This is a genomic window from Quisquiliibacterium sp., from assembly GCF_982640115.1.
On sequence record NZ_CEXFHW010000070.1, the window covers coordinates 1 to 18213 of the forward strand.

17 protein-coding genes are annotated in these 18213 nt (G+C 70.6%); 14 read left to right on the top strand and 3 right to left on the bottom strand.

Annotated elements, in window-relative coordinates; genetic code table 11:
• The 7 genes from AC2H6A_RS09715 to AC2H6A_RS09745 all read left to right on the top strand — a co-directional run.
• Window positions 1-1585, top strand: a 1585-nt coding sequence (locus AC2H6A_RS09715; protein WP_484272968.1) for a 3-hydroxyacyl-CoA dehydrogenase, incomplete at its 5' end; no start/stop codon positions are given.
• Between the two features lie 33 nt (window positions 1586-1618).
• Window positions 1619-2797, top strand: a complete 1179-nt coding sequence (locus AC2H6A_RS09720) for an acetyl-CoA C-acyltransferase (RefSeq protein ID WP_484272969.1) — start codon at window positions 1619-1621, stop codon at window positions 2795-2797.
• Between the two features lie 58 nt (window positions 2798-2855).
• Window positions 2856-3275, top strand: a complete 420-nt coding sequence (locus AC2H6A_RS09725) for a PaaI family thioesterase (protein ID WP_484272970.1) — start codon at window positions 2856-2858, stop codon at window positions 3273-3275.
• Entirely contained in the window at window positions 3272-4270 is a 999-nt protein-coding gene (locus AC2H6A_RS09730) for an NADP-dependent oxidoreductase (protein ID WP_484272971.1), read from the top strand. The genes AC2H6A_RS09725 and AC2H6A_RS09730 overlap by 4 nt, the downstream gene beginning before the upstream one ends.
• Before the next feature lie 14 nt (window positions 4271-4284).
• Complete coding sequence (locus tag AC2H6A_RS09735) at window positions 4285-5298, top strand: fatty acid desaturase (protein ID WP_484272972.1); 1014 nt, start codon at window positions 4285-4287, stop codon at window positions 5296-5298.
• Entirely contained in the window at window positions 5291-6241 is a 951-nt protein-coding gene (locus AC2H6A_RS09740; RefSeq protein ID WP_484272973.1) for an alpha/beta hydrolase, read from the top strand. Before AC2H6A_RS09735 ends, AC2H6A_RS09740 begins: the two co-directional genes overlap by 8 nt.
• 46 nt (window positions 6242-6287) lie before the next feature.
• Entirely contained in the window at window positions 6288-7652 is a 1365-nt protein-coding gene (locus tag AC2H6A_RS09745; RefSeq protein WP_484272975.1) for a GNAT family N-acetyltransferase, read from the top strand.
• Here the strand turns inward: AC2H6A_RS09745 and AC2H6A_RS09750 are convergent.
• On the bottom strand, window positions 7561-8559 hold the full coding sequence (locus tag AC2H6A_RS09750) for a LysR family transcriptional regulator (protein WP_484272977.1): 999 nt from the start codon (window positions 8557-8559) through the stop codon (window positions 7561-7563). The genes AC2H6A_RS09745 and AC2H6A_RS09750 overlap by 92 nt on opposite strands.
• Before the next feature lie 102 nt (window positions 8560-8661).
• Here AC2H6A_RS09750 and AC2H6A_RS09755 point away from each other — a divergent pair, with 102 nt between their 5' ends.
• The 7 genes from AC2H6A_RS09755 (at window position 8662) to tkt (ending at window position 16518) form a co-directional block, all read left to right on the top strand.
• Window positions 8662-10119 carry a form I ribulose bisphosphate carboxylase large subunit gene (locus AC2H6A_RS09755; protein WP_484272979.1) on the top strand — a complete coding sequence of 486 codons (1458 nt, stop codon included), beginning with the start codon at window positions 8662-8664 and terminating at the stop codon, window positions 10117-10119.
• Window positions 10120-10145: 26 nt separating this feature from the next.
• The gene (locus tag AC2H6A_RS09760) at window positions 10146-10580 is read left to right on the top strand and encodes a RuBisCO small subunit-like domain-containing protein (RefSeq protein WP_484272981.1); all 435 of its coding nucleotides are present in this window, start codon (window positions 10146-10148) and stop codon (window positions 10578-10580) included.
• Window positions 10581-10808: 228 nt separating this feature from the next.
• Window positions 10809-11681: a CbbX protein gene (cbbX, locus tag AC2H6A_RS09765; protein WP_484272984.1), complete on the top strand. Its 873-nt coding sequence runs from the start codon at window positions 10809-10811 to the stop codon at window positions 11679-11681.
• 28 nt (window positions 11682-11709) lie between these two features.
• Window positions 11710-12438: an HAD-IA family hydrolase gene (locus tag AC2H6A_RS09770; protein ID WP_484272987.1), complete on the top strand. Its 729-nt coding sequence runs from the start codon at window positions 11710-11712 to the stop codon at window positions 12436-12438.
• Between the two features lie 18 nt (window positions 12439-12456).
• A complete protein-coding gene (locus tag AC2H6A_RS09775; protein WP_484272988.1) occupies window positions 12457-13551 on the top strand; it encodes a class 1 fructose-bisphosphatase in 1095 nt (364 codons plus the stop codon).
• A gap of 17 nt (window positions 13552-13568) precedes the next feature.
• Entirely contained in the window at window positions 13569-14447 is an 879-nt protein-coding gene (locus AC2H6A_RS09780; protein WP_484272989.1) for a phosphoribulokinase, read from the top strand.
• A gap of 19 nt (window positions 14448-14466) precedes the next feature.
• On the top strand, window positions 14467-16518 hold the full coding sequence (gene tkt, locus AC2H6A_RS09785) for a transketolase (protein ID WP_484272991.1): 2052 nt from the start codon (window positions 14467-14469) through the stop codon (window positions 16516-16518).
• Window positions 16519-16543: 25 nt separating this feature from the next.
• Here the strand turns inward: tkt and AC2H6A_RS09790 are convergent, their stop codons facing one another.
• Together AC2H6A_RS09790 and ygfZ are read right to left on the bottom strand one after the other, a co-directional pair.
• Complete coding sequence (locus tag AC2H6A_RS09790; protein ID WP_484272993.1) at window positions 16544-17458, bottom strand: NRDE family protein; 915 nt, start codon at window positions 17456-17458, stop codon at window positions 16544-16546.
• A gap of 67 nt (window positions 17459-17525) precedes the next feature.
• A partial coding sequence (gene ygfZ / locus AC2H6A_RS09795) for a CAF17-like 4Fe-4S cluster assembly/insertion protein YgfZ (RefSeq protein WP_484272995.1) occupies window positions 17526-18213 on the bottom strand: 688 nt, incomplete at its 5' end.

The window sequence follows — 18213 nt, forward strand, 5'->3', positions numbered from 1 at the left end:
TTTCGACGCCATCATCGAGGGCGACCTGATCGCCGGCGCGGTGGCCTTCGCCCGCGCCGCGGTCGACGGCAAGCGCGGCCTGCCGCGGGTGCGCGACCTCAAGGTCGAGTACCCCCATGCCGAGGCCTTCACCCAGTTCGCGATCCAGACCGCCACCGCGGTGGCGCCGCGTTACCCGGCGCCGCGCAAGTGCGCCGAGGCGGTGGGCGCGGCGGCCACCATGCCCTTCGACCAGGGCCTGGCCTTCGAGCGGCGCTGCTTCGGCGAACTGGTCGACACGCCCGAGTCCCGGGCGCTTCGGCACATCTTCTTCGGCGAGCGCGCCGCCAGCAAGATCCCCGATGTGCCCGAGGACACCCCGTTGCGCCCGATCCGCAGCGCCGCGGTGATCGGCGCCGGCACCATGGGTGGCGGCATCGCCATGAACTTCGCCAATGCCGGCATCCCGGTGCGCCTGCTCGAGGTCAGGCAGGAGCCGCTCGAACGCGGCATGGCCACCATCCGGCGCAACTACGAGAACACCGCCCGCAAGGGCCGCCTGAAGCCCGAGGATGTCGAGAAGCGCATGGGCCTGATCACGCCCACGCTGGCCTACCAGGACATCGCCGACGCCGACATCGTCGTCGAGGCGGTGTTCGAGGACATGCCGGTCAAGGAGGCGGTGTTCCGCCAGCTCGACGCGGTGATGAAGCCGGGCGCCATTCTGGCGAGCAACACCTCCACGCTCGATGTCGACCAGATCGCCGCGTTCACCAAGCGCCCGCAGGATGTGATCGGCACCCACTTCTTCAGCCCCGCCAATGTCATGCGCCTGCTGGAGGTGGTGCGCGGCGCGAAGACCGCCAAGGATGTGCTGGCCACCACGCTGGCCCTGGCCAAGAAGATCCGCAAGCTCGGCGTGGTTTCGGGGGTGTGCGACGGCTTCATCGGCAACCGCATGATCGAGCAGTACAGCCGCCAGGCAGCCTACATGCTGGAGGAGGGCGCCACGCCGCAGCAGGTCGACCGCGCCATCGAGCGCTTCGGCTTCGCGATGGGCCCGTTCCGGATGGCCGACCTCGCCGGCAACGATGTCGGCTGGTACATCCGCAAGCGGCGCTACCTGGAGCGCCCCGACATGCTCTACCCGAAGATCCCCGACAAGGTCTGCGAACTCGGCCGCTTCGGGCAGAAGACCGGCGCCGGCTACTACCGCTACGAGACCGGCAAGCGCGATGCGATCCCCGACCCGGTGATCGAGAAGCTGATTGCCGATCACCGCGCCGAACTCGGCATCACGCCGCGTCGGATCAGCGACGACGAGATCGTGCACCGCCTGATCTTCGCGCTGGTCAACGAGGGCGCCCGCATCCTCGAGGAGGGCATCGCGCTGCGTGCCTCCGACATCGACATGATCTACCTCACCGGCTATGGCTTCCCGGCGCATGTCGGCGGGCCGATGCTCTACGCCGATGTCTGCGGGCTGTACAACGTGGTCAACCGCATGAAGGGTTTTGCGGCGCTCGGCCACGGCGACACCGCCTTCTGGACTCCGGCGCCGCTGCTCGCGCGGCTTGCCGCCGAGGGCAAGGGCTTCAACGGCTGATCTCCCACGGCAGACTCAAGAAAGGATCCCGACATGCGTGAAGCAGTGATCGTCTCCACCGCCCGCACCGGCCTGGCCAAGTCCTGGCGGGGCGCCCTGAACATGACCCACGGCGCCACCATGGGCGGCCATGTGGTGCGCGCCGCCATCGAGCGCGCCGGCATCGAGGCCGGCGAGGTCGAGGATGTGCTGATGGGCTGCGCCACTCCCGAGGGCGCCACCGGCGGCAACATCGCCCGCCAGATCGCGCTGATGGCCGGCTGCCCGGTCACCGTCTCGGGCGTGACCATCAACCGGTTCTGCTCCTCCGGGCTGCAGACCATCGCCATGGCTGCGCAGCGCATCATCGCCGGCGAGGGCGACAGTTTCGTGGCCGGCGGCGTGGAGTCCATCTCCTGCGTGCAGAACCAGGCCAACCGCCACATGGGTCAGGACCCCACCCTGACCCAGCGCAAGCCCGAGATCTACTGGCCGATGCTGCAGACCGCCGAGATGGTGGCCAAGCGCTATGGCATCGCCCGCGAGAAGCAGGACGAATACGGCGCGCAGAGCCAGCAGAAGGCTTGCGCCGCGGCCGCCGCGGGAAAATTCAAGGACGAGATCGTGCCGATCACCGTGCCCATGGCCACGGTCGACAAGCTCACCGGCACCATGGTCAGCCGCGAGGTGACCCTCGCTGACGACGAGGGCCGCCGCGAGGGCACCACCCAGGAGGCGGTCTCGCAGATCAGGCCGGCGATTCCCGGCGGCGTGATCGCGGCGGGCAATGCCAGCCAGTTCTCCGACGGTGCCGGTGCGGTGGTGGTCATGGAGGCGAGCCTTGCCGAGAAGCGCGGCCTCAAGCCACTCGGCTACTTCCGCGGCTTCGCGGTGGCCGGCTGCGAACCCGACGAGATGGGCATCGGTCCGGTGTTCGCGGTGCCCAAGCTGCTTGCCCGTGCCGGCAAGCGCGTCGAGGACATCGACCTCTGGGAGCTCAACGAAGCCTTCGCGGTGCAGGTGCTCTACTGCCGCGATAGGCTCGGCATCCCGGCCGACCGCCTCAATGTCAACGGCGGCGCGATCGCGGTGGGTCATCCCTACGGCGTGAGCGGCCAGCGCCTCACCGGCCATGCTCTCATCGAAGGGCGTCGCCGCGGCGGCAAGCTCGCCGTGGTGACCATGTGCGTGGGCGGTGGCATGGGCGCGGCCGGCCTGTTCGAGATCGTCTGACCCTTCCGTTCCTTCCCTCACACGGCCGCGGCTCGCCCGCCGCGGGCCGCGGCCTTCCATGACCCTACCCACCGCCACCCAGCCGCCCGGCCCGCCCTTCCTGCTGCACCTCGGCGGTCGCATCACCGACCTGCAGGAGGGCGGGGAGGTGGTGATCGAGCTGCGCCCCGAGTACTGCAACTCCCGCCAGGTGGCCCACGGCGGGGTGGTCATGACCATCCTTGATGTCTGCATGGCCCGCGCGGCCCGGGCCCGGCGCCGCAGCGACGGCCAGCCCGATCTCGGGGTGGCCACCGTCGAGATGAAGACCACCTTTCTCAGCCCCGGCACCGGCAGCACGCTCACCGCGCGCGGCACCTGCCTGCACCGCACCGCCACGCTGGCCTTCTGCGAGGCCGAGGTGCGCGACGAGCAGTCGGGGCTGGTGGCCCGGGCCTCGGGCACCTTCAAGTTCATCACCGCCAGGAAATCCCCATGACCCGCCTCAATCAGCGCATCGTGCTCGCCAGCCGCCCCCGCGGCGAGATCTCCGCCGACAACTTCCGGCTCGAGGACGCGCCGGTGCCGCCGCTCGCCGAGGGCGAGCTGCTGGTGAAGAACCTCTGGCTGTCGCTCGATCCGTACATGCGCGGCCGCATGGACGACGGCAAGTCCTACGCCCAGCCGCAGGCCCTCGACAAGGTCATGGAGGGCGGGACCGCCGGCGAGGTGGTCGAGTCGCGTCATCCCGACTTCAAGCCGGGCGATGCCGTGGTCGGCCGTCTTGGCTGGCAGAGCTGGGCGGTGAGCAACGGCACCGGCCTGAGCAAGGTCGATGCCTCGCGCGTGCCGCTGTCGGCCTACCTGGGCTGCGTGGGCATGCCGGGCGTCACCGCCTGGTACGGTCTGAAGCAGATCATCGCGCCCAAGGCCGGCGAGACCGTGGTGGTCTCGGCCGCCAGCGGTGCGGTCGGCTCGGTGGTGGGGCAGCTTGCCAAGGCCATGGGCTGTCGTGTGGTCGGCGTGGCCGGCGGGCCCGAGAAGTGCAAGGCGGTGGTCGAGGAATTCGGCTTCGATGCCTGCATCGATCACCGCGGCGGCCATCTGCGCCAGGCGCTGGCCGAGGCCACGCCCAACGGCATCGACGGCTACTTCGAGAACACCGGCGGCGAGATCCTCGATCTGGTGCTGGCCCGCATGAACGCCTTCGGGCGCATCGCGGTCTGCGGCCTGATCGCCGGCTATGACGGTCAGCCCATCCCGGTGAACAACATCCGCGCCATCCTGGTCAGCCGGCTGAAGGTGCAGGGCTTCATCATCTCCGAGCATCCCCAGTTCTGGCCGCCGGCGCTGGCCGAACTCGGCGAGATGGTGGCCAGCGGCCGCCTGCGCTACCGCGAGACCGTGGCGCAGGGCCTGGCCGCGGCGCCCGAGGCGCTCAAGGGCCTGCTCAAGGGCCGCAACTTCGGCAAGCAGCTGGTGAAGCTGGGCTGAGCTGGCAGCGGCGCATGCAGCCGGGCGAGGAGTTCCGCGCGGATGGCCGGGCCGCGCGTCGGCTCGACCCCGCCGCGCTTGACGAGCTCACGCGCCTGAGCACCTGGCGCGGCGCGCTCGCGCCGGTGCTCACGCTCGGCACGGTGGCCATGCTGGCCGCGGCAGGCGCCTGGGCCTGGGCGGCCGGGCAGTGGGGTTGGCTGCTGCTGCTTGTGCCGCTGATGGCCGGCCAGCAGCACGCGCTCTTCATCCTGGCCCACGAGGCCGCGCACTACCGCCTTTTGCCGCAGCGCGCCCTGAACGAGGCGGTGGGCTGCCTGGCCGGATGGATGGCCGGGCTGTCGATGCGCACCTACCGGGTCACGCACCGTCTGCATCACAACCACCTGTATGGCCCGCAGGACCCCGACATCGCCCTGCATGGCGGCTATCCGCGCGGCGAGGGCTACCTGCTGCGCAAGCTGCTGACCGACCTCAGCGGACGCACCGCGCCCAAGACCGCGGCCTACTTCCTCGGCGCGCCGGCGGCCGACCGCAGCACCGGGCAGGCCCTGCGGCCCCTCGACGACACCTCGGCGCGGCTGCGCGCGCAGGCACAGACCGACCGCCGGCTGCTCGCGCTGTGGCAGCTGGCCGCACCGCTGGCCTGCGCGATGGCGGGCGGCGCCACCGGCCTGCTGCTCTACGCGCTGCTCTGGCTGCTGCCCTGGGCCACCGTGCTGCAGGCCCTGCTGCGCCTGCGGGCGGTGGCCGAACATGGCGCGCCGGGCGCGCTCGACTCGCCGCTGCAGGCGGCGCGCAGCAACCGGCTGCCGGCCGGCCCGCTGGGCTGGCTGCTGCGGGCGATGCTCTTCCCGCACCATGTGAATCACCACCTCGAGCACCATCTCTACCCGGCGGTGCCGCACTATCGCCTGCCGGCACTGCATCGCGCCCTGCAGGCCCAGGGGCTGCTGCAGGGCGCCGAGGTGCGCCCGCTGCGCAGCACCCTGGCCCGCGTCACAGGGCCGCGGCCCGGCCATGGCTGAGCTCGACCCGCAGGTGGCCCGCCTGATCGCGGGCGCGCTGCGCGCGCAGGCGCCTGCCTTTCCCGACATCGGCGCGGTCGCCGCCCGCGCGCACTACGCCCGCGCGGTGCGCATCCTGGATCAGCCCGAGCGCGCGCTGCACGCCGTGCATGACCATGCGCTCGAGCTGCCGCAGCGGCGCCTGCGTCTGCGGCAGTATGTGCCGGTCGAGCACAGCTGGGCGCAGCCGCAGCCGGCGCTGCTCTTCTTTCACGGTGGCGGCTTCACCATCGGCTCGATCGACACCCACGACCGCCTGTGCCGGCAGCTGGCGGCCGATGCCGGCTGCCAGGTCTGCTCGCTGGAGTATCGGCTCGCGCCGGAGCACCGATTTCCGGCCGCGGTCGATGATGCCTTCGAGAGCCTCCACTGGCTGCTCGCCGAGGCGCCGGCGCTGGGCATCGACCCGGCACGGCTCGCGGTCGGCGGCGACAGCGCCGGCGGCACGCTGGCCACCGCCACCGCGCTGCACGCCCGCGATCAGGGCATCGCGCTGCGGCTGCAGCTGCTGATCTATCCCGGGCTTGCCGCCCATCAGGACAGCGCCTCGCATCGGGCATTCGCGCGCGGCGTGCTGCTCGATGCGGAGCTCATCCAGTGGTTCTTCGGCCACTATCTGCGCAGCCCTGCCGATCGCGAGGACTGGCGCTTTGCGCCCCTGAATGCGCCGCGGCTGGCCGGGGTGGCACCGGTCTGGCTGGCGCTGGCCGGGCATGATCCGTTGCGCGACGAGGGCCTGGCCTACGCCGAACGCCTGCGCGCCGAAGGGGTGCCGGTGGACTGCCGGGTCTATCCCGGGATGATCCATGCCTTCTTCCAGCACGCCGGCTTCGTGCTGGCGGCGCGGCGCGGGCCGCAGGAGGCCGCCGCCGCCTTGCGCGCCGCGCTGCGCGACACCGACTGAATGCTGCCGTACCACGCCCTGTCGAAGCCCCATCCCGGAGATCCCCATGAATGCCGCCAAGGACAGCGCGAGTCGCGCCACGACCCGCCCGGCGCGCGCCGAGCCCGCCCGGGTGAAGGCCGCGCGGCGCATCGACATCCGGCTGGGCGACTGGACGGCGCTGCAGGCGCATGCCGGTCCGATCCGCACCGCGGTCTTCGTGCAGGAGCAGGGCATCGCGCCCGAGCTGGAATGGGACGAGAACGACGCGCACTGCGTGCACTGCCTCGCCCTGGTCGATGGCGAACCGGCGGGCACCGGCCGCCTGCTGCCCGACGGACACATCGGACGCATGGCCGTGCTGCCCGCGCATCGGCGCGCTGGCCTGGGCAGCCTGGTGCTGCTCGCGCTGATGCAGGCCGCGGCGCAGCGCGGCGATGCGCGGGTGGCGCTCAGCGCGCAGACGGCGGTGCGTGATTTCTACCGGGCCCACGGCTTCCAGCCCGAGGGCGAGGTCTACGACGAGGTCGGCATCCCGCATCAGGCGATGAGCCGCGCGCTCTGGGGGGGCGACATCACCCTGCGCGAGTGGACCGCGCGCGGCGAAGGCGAGGGCGGGCAGACGCTGCAGGTGCGCGAGTGGCGACCGGCCCGCGGTCACGGCGAGGGGCTTTACCTGCTGCACGGGCTGGGCGAGCACAGCGGCCGCTACGACGCGCTGGCGCGCTGGCTGTGCGCGCGGGGCTGGACGGTGCGCGCGCATGACCATGCCGGCCACGGTGCCTCGGGCGGACCGCGCGGCGTGCTCGACCGGCCCGATCGCCTGCGCCGGGATGCCGCCTCGCAGCTCGCCGGCTTTGCCGCCGAACTCGGGCGGCCGGCCTGGCTGCTCGGCCACAGCATGGGTGGCGCGATGGCCGCCGAGCTGGTGGCTGCCGAGCGGGTGCCGGTGGCGGGGCTGGTGCTGTCCTCGCCCGCGCTGGCGGTGGATCTTGCGGCCCCGATGCGCGCCGCGGTGTCGGTCCTTCAGGCGCTGGCACCGTCGCTCGCGCTGGGCAACGGGCTCGACGCGGACCGGCTGTCGCATGACGCGGCCGCGGTGCGGGCCTATCGCGAGGACCCGCTGGTGCATGACCGCATCAGCGCCCGCCTGATCGGCTGGATCCGTCAGGCCGGCGAGCGGGCCCGGGCTGGCGCCAGCACGCTGACCGTGCCCACGCTGCTGCTGGTGGCCGGTGACGATGCCATGGTGCAGGCCGAGGGCAGCCACGCCTTCGCGCGCGCAGCCCCGGCGGGCACCGTCCGGCTGCACGGGTATGACGGCCTGTACCACGAGCTCTTCAACGAGGCGCAGCCGGGGCGCGACGCGGTGCTCGACGACCTCGATCACTGGCTGCGGGAGCGGCTGTCGGCAGGTGCCCGATCCCGCTGAACTGTGCGGCGAGCATCGCCTCGGCATGCTCGAGCACGAAGTAGCGGAAGGCCTCGGCCGCCGGTGACAGCAGCTTCGACAGGGTGTGCACCACATTCCAGGCCCGCACCACCGGCGTGCCGGCCACATCCAGCACCACCAGCTGGCCGTGGCGCAGCTCCATGCCCACGGTGTGCAGCGACAGGAAGCTCATGCCCAGGTTGGCGATCACCGCCTGCTTGATCAGCTCGTTGCTCGGCAGTTCCATCCGGTAGCGCGGCGCGAGCCGGGCCTGCTGCAGGAAGGCCTCCATGGCGGCGCGGGTGCCCGAACCCGGCTCGCGCACCAGGAAGTCGTGCTCGCGCAGCGCCTCGGGCGCCAGCGCGCGCTGCCCCGCCAGCGGATGGCTGGGCGCGGCCACGAACACATGCGGGTGGGCGGCGAAGGGCTCCGAGCGGGTCGACATCTCGGAGGGCGGACGCCCCATCACCGCGATGTCCACTTCGCTCGCCTGCAGCAGCGACACCAGCTCCTCGCGATTGCCCACCGCCAGACGCAGGTCCACGCCACGGTGTTCGGCGAGAAAGCGCGAGAGCAGCGCCGGCAGGAAGAACTTGGCCGTGCGCACCATGCCCACGGTGAGCCGGCCGCTCTGCACCCGCTGAAGTCGGGCGGCGGCGTCTTCGGCGTCTTTCAGGGTGGCCAGGATGCGTCGCGCATAGACCAGCATGTACTCGCCGCTGGTGGTGAGCGCGATGCGCCGCCCGCGACGCTCGAACAGCGGCATGCCGAGGTCGGCCTCGAGCTCCTTCACCTGCATGGTCACCGCCGGTGGTGAGAGGTGCAGCGCCTCGGCCGCGCGGGCGAAGCTAAGGTGCCTTGCCACGGCGCTGAAGACCCGCAGCTGGCGGATGGTGGCGTTCTTCAATTAAGCGTTCCTGAATCGAAAGCCTGAAATAAGTGAATTTACCTGTTTCCTGAGGCTGCCTACAGTGCGGTCACCCCACCCGACACCCGACGGAGCCTCCCGATGAGCGAACCGACCCAGATCACCGACGCGAAAAAGCGCTACAGCGCGGGCGTGCTCAAGTACAAGCAGATGGGCTACTGGATGCCCGACTACCAGCCGATCGACACCGACACGATCTGCCTGTTCCGCATCACGCCGCAGGACGGTGTCGATCCCGAAGAGGCCGCCGCAGCGGTCGCGGGCGAGTCGTCCACCGCCACCTGGACCGTGGTCTGGACCGATCGCCTCACCGCCTGCGACAGCTACCGCGCCAAGGCCTACAAGGTGGAGCCGGTGCCGGGCAATCCTGGCCAGTACTTCGCCTGGGTGGCCTACGACCTGATCCTCTTCGAGGAGGGGTCGATCGCCAACATGACCGCCTCGCTGATCGGCAATGTGTTCTCGTTCAAGCCGCTGAAGGCGGCGCGCCTCGAGGACATCCGCATCCCGGTGGCCTATGTGAAGACCTTCAAGGGTCCGCCCACCGGCCTGATCGTCGAGCGCGAGCGGCTGGACAAGTTCGGCCGCCCGCTGCTGGGCGCGACCACCAAGCCCAAGCTCGGCCTGTCGGGGCGCAACTACGGCCGCGTGATCTACGAGGGCCTCAAGGGTGGCCTCGACTTCATGAAGGACGACGAGAACATCAACAGCCAGCCCTTCATGCACTGGCGCGACCGGTTCCTGTTCGTGATGGACGCGGTCAACAAGGCGCAGGCGGTCACCGGTGAGGTGAAGGGCAGCTACCTGAACATCACCGCCGGCACCATGGAAGCGATGTACGAGCGGGCCGAGTTCGCCAAGGAGCTTGGTTCGGTGGTGGTGATGGTCGACCTGGTGATCGGCTGGACCGCGATCCAGTCGATGGCGGAATGGTGCCGGCGCAACGACATGATCATGCACATGCACCGGGCGGGTCATGGCACCTACACCCGGCAGAAGTCGCACGGCGTGAGCTTCCGGGTGATCGCCAAGTGGCTGCGCCTGGCCGGCTGCGATCACCTGCACACCGGCACCGCGGTGGGCAAGCTCGAGGGCGACCCGATGACCGTGCAGGGTTACTACAACATCTGCCGCGACCGCTACACCCGCACCGATCTGCCGCGCGGCCTGTTCTTCGACCAGGACTGGGCCGACACCCGCAAGGTGATGCCGGTGGCCTCGGGCGGCATCCATGCCGGTCAGATGCACCAGCTGATCGATCTCTTCGGTGACGACGTGATCCTGCAGTTCGGCGGCGGCACCATCGGCCATCCGCAGGGCATCCAGGCCGGCGCCGTGGCCAACCGCGTGGCCCTCGAGGCGATGATCAAGGCGCGCAACGAGGGCGAGGACATCCGGGCCCGCGGGCCCGAGATCCTGCGCAAGGCCGCGCAGGGCTGCGGCCCGCTGAAGGCCGCGCTCGACACCTGGGGCGACATCTCCTTCAACTACGCCTCCACCGACAGCAGCGACTACGCCGTCACCCCGACCACCGCCTGAGTTCACCGTCACCGGAGCAAGCCGCCATGATGACCAACCCCACCGGCCGTCTCACCCAGGGCCAGTTCAGCTTCCTGCCCGATCTCACCGACGCCGAGATCGGCCTGCAGATCGACTACGGCCTGGGCAAGGGCTATGCCTGGAGCGTGGAGCACACCGACGATCCGCATCCGCGCAACACCTACTGGGAGATGTACGGGCTGCCGATGTTCGACCTGAACGACGCGGCCGGCGTGATGCACGAACTGAACAACTGCCGCGCGGCCTTCCCCAACCACTACATCCGCCTGATGGCGTTCGATTCCACCCGTGGCGTCGAATCGATCGCGATGAGCTTCATCGTCAACCGCCCCGCCCAGGAGCCCGGCTTCATGCTCGAGCGGCAGGAGGTGCAGGGCCGCTCGGTGCGCTACACCACCCGCGGCTATGCCGCGAACAAGCCTGAAGGCGAGCGTTACTGAGACGGGCGGCTGGCCGGCCGAGCAGGGCAGGCCGGCTGATCACCGCGAACCGGGGAGAATCCGACGATGAGCGCACCCAGCTACCTGATCCCGGGCTCGGTCGGTTCGACACCGCCCGCAGCCCCCGCCGGCCGCGCAAGGCCCGCCGCGAGCCCCCCGAGCGCGGCCGTATCGCCTGCGGCGGGTGCGTCGATCGGGACAGCTCCGACGGCGCCCACCGGCCAGCCGATGACCGTGGGGCAGGTGCTCGCCGAGTCGCAGGTCACCGAGGTCTTCCAGGAACTCGAGCGTGACCTGGTGGGCCTCGCGCCGGTGAAGACCCGCATCCGCGACATCGCGGCGCTGCTGGTGATCGACCGGCTTCGGCTGAACCTCGGTCTGCAGGCGCAGACGCCCAGCCTGCACATGAGCTTCACCGGCAACCCCGGCACCGGCAAGACCACGGTGGCGATGCGCATGGCGCAGATCCTTCATCGGCTGGGCTATGTTCGCAAGGGCCACCTGGTGGCGGTCACCCGCGATGACCTGGTCGGGCAGTACATCGGCCACACCGCGCCCAAGACCCGCGAGGTGCTGAAGAAGGCGATGGGCGGCGTGCTCTTCATCGACGAGGCCTACTACCTCTACCGACCCGAGAACGAGCGCGACTACGGTCAGGAGTCGATCGAGATCCTGCTGCAGGTGATGGAGAACCAGCGCGACGACCTGGTGGTGATCCTCGCCGGCTACAAGGACCGCATGGACACCTTCTTCCAGTCCAACCCGGGCATGAGCTCGCGCATCGCCCATCACCTCGACTTCCCCGACTACGCGCCGCCCGAGCTCCTCGAGATCGGCAGCCGCATGCTCGCCGGCCTGAACTACCGCTTCGGCGAGGGTGCCCAGGCCGCCTTCGAGCGCTATCTGGCGCTGCGCGTGGCGCAGCCGCACTTCGCCAATGCCCGCAGCGTGCGCAACGCGCTCGACCGCGCCCGGCTTCGTCAGGCCAGCCGCCTGTTCGCGCAGCCCGACCGGGTGCTGAGCGCCGAGGAGCTGTGCACCATCGAGGCCGGCGACATTCTCGCCAGCCGGGTGTTCGGCCAGGCGCAGGTCCGGTCATGAGCCTGCGTGCCGGTCACAGGCGTCTCGCATGAACGCCCCGCGGCTTGCGGCGCTGGTGTTCGATGTCGACGGCACCCTCGCCGACACCGAGCATGCGCATCTCGCCGCCTTCAACCAGGCCTTCGCGCAGGCCGGTCTGCCCTGGCAGTGGGACCTTGCCGGCTACACCCGCCTGCTTGAGGTGGCCGGTGGCCGCGAGCGCATCCGCCATCACTGGCAGGCTGCCGATCCGGCCTTCGGAGGGCTCGACGAGGCTGCTCTCGACGCCACCATCGCTCGTCTGCATACCCTGAAGAGCGCGGCCTATGAGGCGGCCGTGGCACGGGGCGAGGTGAGCCTGCGGCCAGGCGTGCTGGCGCGCATCCACGAGGCCCGACAGGCCGGGCTCGCGCTCGCGATCGCCACCACCACCTCGACCGGCAACATCGAAGCGCTGCTCGGCGCGGCGATCGGCAGCCGCTGGCGCGAGATCTTTCCGGTGGTGGAAGACGCGGCCACCGCGCCGCGCAAGAAGCCGGATCCGCAGGCCTACCAGCAGGCGGTCGCCCGGCTGGGGCTGCCAGCCGCGCGCTGCCTGGCGATCGAGGACTCGGCCAACGGCCTGCGCGCGGCGCGCGCTGCCGGCCTGCCCGTGCTGGTCACGCCCAATGAGTTCACCCGTCATCACGAGTTCGGCGGCGCCTGGCGGGTGCTGACCGATCTCGCCGACATGCCGCTGGCGAGCCTGATGGTCGCCTTCGAGGAAGTTTCCGCCTGATCGCTCCGGAGCCCATCCATGCCCTTTTCCCGACGGGTCAGCCTGACCCAGTACCTGATCGAGCAGCGCCGGCGCTTCCCCGGCGCGAGCGGCGACTTCAACGCGCTGATCCATGACGCGGCCATCGCCTGCAAGGCGATCGGACGCACCGTCGCTTTCGGCGCCCTGCGCGACCTGCTCGGCGACCATCCCGGCGCGCAGGGTGCGGTCAATGTGCAGGGCGAGGTGCAGAAGAAGCTCGATGTCCTGAGCAACGACTGCTTCATGCAGGTGGCGCAATGGAGCGGTCATCTCGCCGGCATGGCCTCGGAGGAGCTCGAGCTGCCCGCGCAGATCCCGGCCGGTCAGCCGCGCGGCAAGTACCTGCTGGTGTTCGATCCGCTGGACGGCTCCTCGAACATCGATGTGAATGTCTCGGTGGGCAGCATCTTCTCGATCCTGCGCGCGCCGGCCGAGGTGGTGGCCAGCGGCCGCGAGGTCACCGCCGAGGACTTCCTGCAGCCGGGCACGGCGCAGCTTGCCGCCGGCTATGCGATCTATGGCCCCACCACCATGCTGGTGCTCACCGTGGGCGACGGTGTGGCCGGCTTCACCCTCGACCCCACGCTGGGCGAGTTCATGCTCACCCATCCCCGGCTGCAGGTGCCGGCCCAGACCCAGGAGTTCGCGATCAATGCCTCGAACTCGCGCTTCTGGGAGCCACCGGTGCGCCGCTACGTGGACGAGTGCCTCGCCGGACGCACCGGCCCTCGCGGCAAGGACTTCAACATGCGCTGGATCGCCTCGCTGGTGGCCGAGGCGCATCGCATCCTGATGCGCGGCGGCGTGTTCCTGTACCCGCGCGACAGCAAGGATCCGGCCAAGCCCGGGCGGCTGCGACTGCTGTACGAGGCCAACCCGATCGGCATGATCATGGAGCAGGCCGGCGGGCGCGCCAGCACCGGCCGCGACCCGATGCTCGCGGTGCAGCCCGGCGGGCTGCACCAGCGCATCGGGCTGATCTTCGGCTCGCGCGAGGAGGTCGAGCGCATCGAGCGCTACCACCACGAGCCGGCACCGCTGGTCAGCGAAGACAATCCGCTGTTCGGCACCCGCAGCCTGTTTCGCCACTGAATCCGGAAACCCGACCCATGTCCGAACGCTATCCGATCATCTCGATCACCGGCTCCTCGGGCGCCGGCACCTCCACCGTCACCCGCACCTTCGCCAACATCTTCCGGCGCGAGGGCGTGCGCGCGGCCATCGTCGAGGGCGACAGCTTCCATCGCTACGACCGGGCCGAGATGAAGCAGCGCCTGGCCGACGCCGAGAAGGCCGGCGACAAGCACTTCAGCCACTTCGGGCCCGACAACAACCTGTTCGGCGAACTCGAGGCGCTGTTCCGGGGCTATGCGCAGACCGGCCACGGTCGCATCCGCAAATACCTGCACAACGACGAGGAGGCGGCGCCCTACCGCCAGCCCCCCGGCACCTTCACCGCCTGGGAGGACATCCCTGACAACACCGACATGCTCTTCTACGAAGGCCTGCATGGCGCGGTGGTGACCCCCGAACACAACATCGCGCAGCACCCCGACCTGCTGATTGGCGTGGTACCGGTGATCAACCTCGAGTGGATCCAGAAGCTGTGGCGCGACAAGCACCAGCGCGGCTACAGCACCGAGGCCGTGACCGACACCATCCTGCGGCGCATGCCCGACTACGTGAATTACATCTGCCCGCAGTTCGCCCACACCCATGTGAACTTCCAGCGCGTGCCGATGGTGGATACTTCCAACCCGTTCATCGCGCGCGACATCCCGTCGGCCGATGAGAGCATGGTGGTGATCCGTTTCGCCAACCCCAAGGGCATCGACTTTCCGTACCTGCTGAACATGATCCACGATGCCTACATGTCGCGTGCCAACACCGTGGTGGTGCCGGGCGGCAAGATGGAGCTCGCCATGCAGCTGATCTTCACCCCGTTCATCTGGCGCATGATGGAGCGCAAGCGGCGGGTCACCCCATGAGTGTCAGGAGCCTCGCCCGATGACCGTCAACACCCTCCCGGCCACCCAGGCCAGCCTCGCCGCCCGCATGGCCGACGCCATCCGGATGCTCTCCGTCGATGCGGTCGAGAAGGCCCGCTCAGGCCATCCCGGCGCGCCCATGGGCATGGCCGAGATCGCCGAGGCCCTGTGGAACCGGCATCTGCGCCACCATCCCGGCAATCCGGCCTGGCCCGACCGCGACCGTTTCGTGCTGTCCAACGGTCACGGCTCGATGCTGATCTATGCGCTGCTGCATCTCACCGGGTACGCATTGCCCATCGAGGAGCTGCAGCGCTTCCGCCAGCTGCACAGCAAGACCGCCGGGCACCCCGAGGTCGGCGTGACGCCGGGTGTCGAGACCACCACCGGGCCGCTGGGGCAGGGCCTGTCCAATGCGGTGGGCATGGCGCTGGCCGAGAAACTGCTGGCCGCCGAATTCAACCGGCCCCAGGAGGGCCCCGAAGGCGTCATCGTCGATCACTTCACCTATGTGTTCCTGGGTGACGGCTGCCTGATGGAGGGCATCAGCCACGAGGCCTGCTCGCTCGCCGGCACGCTGCGCCTGTCCAGACTGATCGCGCTGTACGACGACAACGGCATCTCGATCGACGGTCATGTCGAGGGCTGGTTCACCGACGACACCCCGGCCCGCTTCCGCGCCTACGGCTGGCAGGTGATCGGCCCGATCGACGGCCATGATGCCGACGCGGTCGATGCCGCCATCGCGGCGGCCCGCGCGCAGGCCGGGGCCGATGACGGCCGGCCCACGCTCATCGTCTGCAAGACCGAGATCGGCCGCGGCTCGCCGAACAAGGCCGGTACCCATGATGTGCACGGCGCGGCGCTCGGCGCGGCCGAGGTGGCCGCCACCCGCGCGGCGCTGGGCTGGTCGCATGAGCCCTTCCAGGTGCCTGACGACATCCGCGCCGCCTGGGATGCCCGCGCCCGCGGCGCCGCCCTGGAGCAGGCCTGGCAGGCGCGCTTTGCGGCCTACAGCGCGCGCCATCCCGAGCTGGCCGCCGAGTTCCTGCGCCGCAGCCGTGGCGAGCTGCCGCCCGCCCATGCGCAGCAGCTGCCCGCCGTGCTCGCGGCCATCGCCGCGCGGCCCGAGGCGGTGGCCACGCGCAAGGCCAGCCAGCAGGCGCTCGATGCGCTCGCGCCGCTCTGGCCCGAGCTCTTCGGCGGCTCGGCCGACCTCACCGGCTCGAACCTCACCAACTTCAAGGGCTGCGTGCGGGCCGGCCGCGATCAGCCCGGCAACCACCTTTCCTACGGGGTGCGGGAATTCGGCATGGCCGGCATCATGAACGGCATGGCCCTGCATGGCGGGCTGCTGCCCTATGGCGGCACCTTCCTCACCTTCAGCGACTACAGCCGCAACGCCATCCGCATGGCCGCCCTCATGAAGCAGCGGGTGGTGCATGTGTTCACCCATGACTCGATCGGCCTGGGCGAAGACGGCCCCACCCACCAGGCGGTGGAGCATGTGCCCTCGCTGCGCCTGATTCCCAACCTCGATGTCTGGCGACCGGCCGATGGTCTCGAGACCGCGGTGGCCTGGGCCTGCGCCCTCGAGCGCCGCGATGGCCCCAGCGCGCTGGCGCTGTCGCGTCAGAACCTGCCGCGGCTGCACGCCGACGCCGCCGCCGAGGCGGCGATCCGGCAGGGCGGCTATGTGCTGTCCGACGCCCCCGACGCCCGCGCGGTGATCATCGGCACCGGCTCCGAGACCAGCCTGGCCCTGGCCGCGCAGCGTCTGCTCGCCGAACGCGGCGTGCCGGTGCGGGTGGTCTCGATGCCCGCCACCACGGTCTTCGACCGGCAGCCGGCCACCTACCGGGATGCCGTGCTGCCGCGGGCCCTGCCGGTGGTGGCGGTGGAGGCGGCGCACCCCGATTTCTGGCGCAAGTATGTCGGCCGCGAGGGCGCGGTGGTGGGCATCGCGAGCTTCGGCGAGTCGGCCCCGGCCGATGTGCTCTATGCGCACTTCGGCATCACCGCAGCGGCGGTGGCCGAAGCGGTGATGGGTCTGCCGGGCGTGGCGGGCTGATCGCGCATCTGCCCGACGCCTGAATTCAGCTGCCCGGCGCCCTGAGCCGGAACCGGTGACGCCGCTCGGTCCAGGGCGGCAGCGGTGCCCCGGGCTGCAGGGCAGCCTCATCCCGGGGGTGTCCCTCCCAGCGCCAGGTTCGCTCAACCAGCGTCACCTCGTCCTGGTCGTCCACCAGCAGCACCGTGGAGCAGCGGGTGCCGTAATCGACCGAGCGCACGAAGGGGCTGCCCAGCATGCGCTCCCGCACCAGGCCCACGCCGGTATCCGGCAGGTCGGCATCAGGCGCCGGCGAGGTCTCGGCCAGTGCGGCGAACAGGCGCGACTGGAGGACCTGCGACTCGAGCCCACCCTGCGCCTCATCGGCCAACGCGGCGGTGATCGCGCGCTTGAGCGCGAGCAGCTTGGGCCAGGGCGCATCGAAAGCGCCATTCGAGAGCCCATGCACACCGGCTCCCGGCTGCGCGGTGTCGGGGTGTCGGTTGCTCAGGCAGACCGCCGCGGGCTCGCGGGAGCGCAGGTCGATCATCAGCAGGTTGAAGCCGCGGAACGCGCCGAGATCGCCCAGCGCGCCCTCGGCAAGCCGCTCGGCATGGCGATGCGGCCCATCCGATTGGGACAGGAAGGACAGCGGCAGGGCGCCACGCGATGGCTGGGCGGGCGATGCTGACGGGTCCGAGCCCGACCTACCGCCCGAGCCCGAACCCGAGCCCGAGCCAGGACGCCCATCGCGCAGATTGGTGAGGGCCGCGATCCGTCCTTCGGGGTGCATCGCCAGCCAGGTGCCGCCCGCCTCGAGGTCGCGTCCGCCGATGAGGCCGGCCTCGCCCGGCCACCAGCCCAGCGCCGCGCTGGCCCGATGCAGGAACTCGTCGCGGTTGCCGGCGAGCACCAGTCGGTAGCGGGGATGGGCGGCGAGCGCGAAGGCGATCAGGCACATGGGCGGGGCGCTCGCAGCGGGCGCAGGCAACGGGGCGGAGGGCCGTCTGCGGCCGCGGTACGCTTTCTCAGGCGGGCAGTGAATAGGGCAGGGGCAGCAGGGTGATCGGGCGGCCACCGACCTCGATCGGGCCGGCCTGCACCGCCGCGGTCTGGGACTCGAAGAGCAGCAGCGCCCCGCCCAGCACCGGATCGGCCGCCGCGAGCACCACTTCACCACAGGGCTCGTGTCCGCCTGGCGCACTCACATCGGTACCAGGTGCCGGCGGCTCGCCCGACACCCGGCCCAGGTGCATGCGGCGCTTGAGCTTGCCCAGGTACTGGCTGCGCGCGACCACCTCCTGACCGGGATAGCAACCCTTCTTGAAGTTCACACCGCCGACCAGTTCGAGGTTGACCATCTGCGGCACGAAGTGCTCCCAGGTGCCAGGCACCACCCTGGGCACAGCCGACAGCACTTCCAGCCAGCGCCAGATCGCACCAGGCCCGGCGGGCAATGCCTCGCAAGCCGCCGTCCACAACGCGGCTGCCTGGTCCCTGGGGCAGCTCAGCAGCCAGCGCGGCAGGGCGACATTCAGGCCACAGGGTTCGAGGGAGACGGCCGGGAGACCGATGGCGGTCAGGTCCGCCGACAGCAGCACTTCGCCCTCGGTGGGCGCCTTGCCGATTCGGCTGGCCAACCAGCGGCCGGCCGCCTCACCGGTCAGACCGAAGAAGGCGCGGTCGTTGCTCTCGTCGGTGATCTTCAGCTTGGCC

What these genes read in the sequence shown, in the direction of transcription:
- AC2H6A_RS09720 (WP_484272969.1), top strand. Translation starts at nt 1,619, where the DNA reads ATGCGTGAAGCAGTGATCGTCTCCACCGCCCGCACCGGCCTGGCCAAG.
- AC2H6A_RS09725 (WP_484272970.1), top strand. Translation starts at nt 2,856, where the DNA reads ATGACCCTACCCACCGCCACCCAGCCGCCCGGCCCGCCCTTCCTGCTG.
- AC2H6A_RS09730 (WP_484272971.1), top strand. Translation starts at nt 3,272, where the DNA reads ATGACCCGCCTCAATCAGCGCATCGTGCTCGCCAGCCGCCCCCGCGGC.
- AC2H6A_RS09735 (WP_484272972.1), top strand. Translation starts at nt 4,285, where the DNA reads ATGCAGCCGGGCGAGGAGTTCCGCGCGGATGGCCGGGCCGCGCGTCGG.
- AC2H6A_RS09740 (WP_484272973.1), top strand. Translation starts at nt 5,291, where the DNA reads ATGGCTGAGCTCGACCCGCAGGTGGCCCGCCTGATCGCGGGCGCGCTG.
- AC2H6A_RS09745 (WP_484272975.1), top strand. Translation starts at nt 6,288, where the DNA reads ATGAATGCCGCCAAGGACAGCGCGAGTCGCGCCACGACCCGCCCGGCG.
- AC2H6A_RS09755 (WP_484272979.1), top strand. Translation starts at nt 8,662, where the DNA reads ATGAGCGAACCGACCCAGATCACCGACGCGAAAAAGCGCTACAGCGCG.
- AC2H6A_RS09760 (WP_484272981.1), top strand. Translation starts at nt 10,146, where the DNA reads ATGATGACCAACCCCACCGGCCGTCTCACCCAGGGCCAGTTCAGCTTC.
- cbbX (WP_484272984.1), top strand. Translation starts at nt 10,809, where the DNA reads ATGACCGTGGGGCAGGTGCTCGCCGAGTCGCAGGTCACCGAGGTCTTC.
- AC2H6A_RS09770 (WP_484272987.1), top strand. Translation starts at nt 11,710, where the DNA reads ATGAACGCCCCGCGGCTTGCGGCGCTGGTGTTCGATGTCGACGGCACC.
- AC2H6A_RS09775 (WP_484272988.1), top strand. Translation starts at nt 12,457, where the DNA reads ATGCCCTTTTCCCGACGGGTCAGCCTGACCCAGTACCTGATCGAGCAG.
- AC2H6A_RS09780 (WP_484272989.1), top strand. Translation starts at nt 13,569, where the DNA reads ATGTCCGAACGCTATCCGATCATCTCGATCACCGGCTCCTCGGGCGCC.
- tkt (WP_484272991.1), top strand. Translation starts at nt 14,467, where the DNA reads ATGACCGTCAACACCCTCCCGGCCACCCAGGCCAGCCTCGCCGCCCGC.
- AC2H6A_RS09790 (WP_484272993.1), bottom strand. Translation starts at nt 17,458, where the DNA reads ATGTGCCTGATCGCCTTCGCGCTCGCCGCCCATCCCCGCTACCGACTG.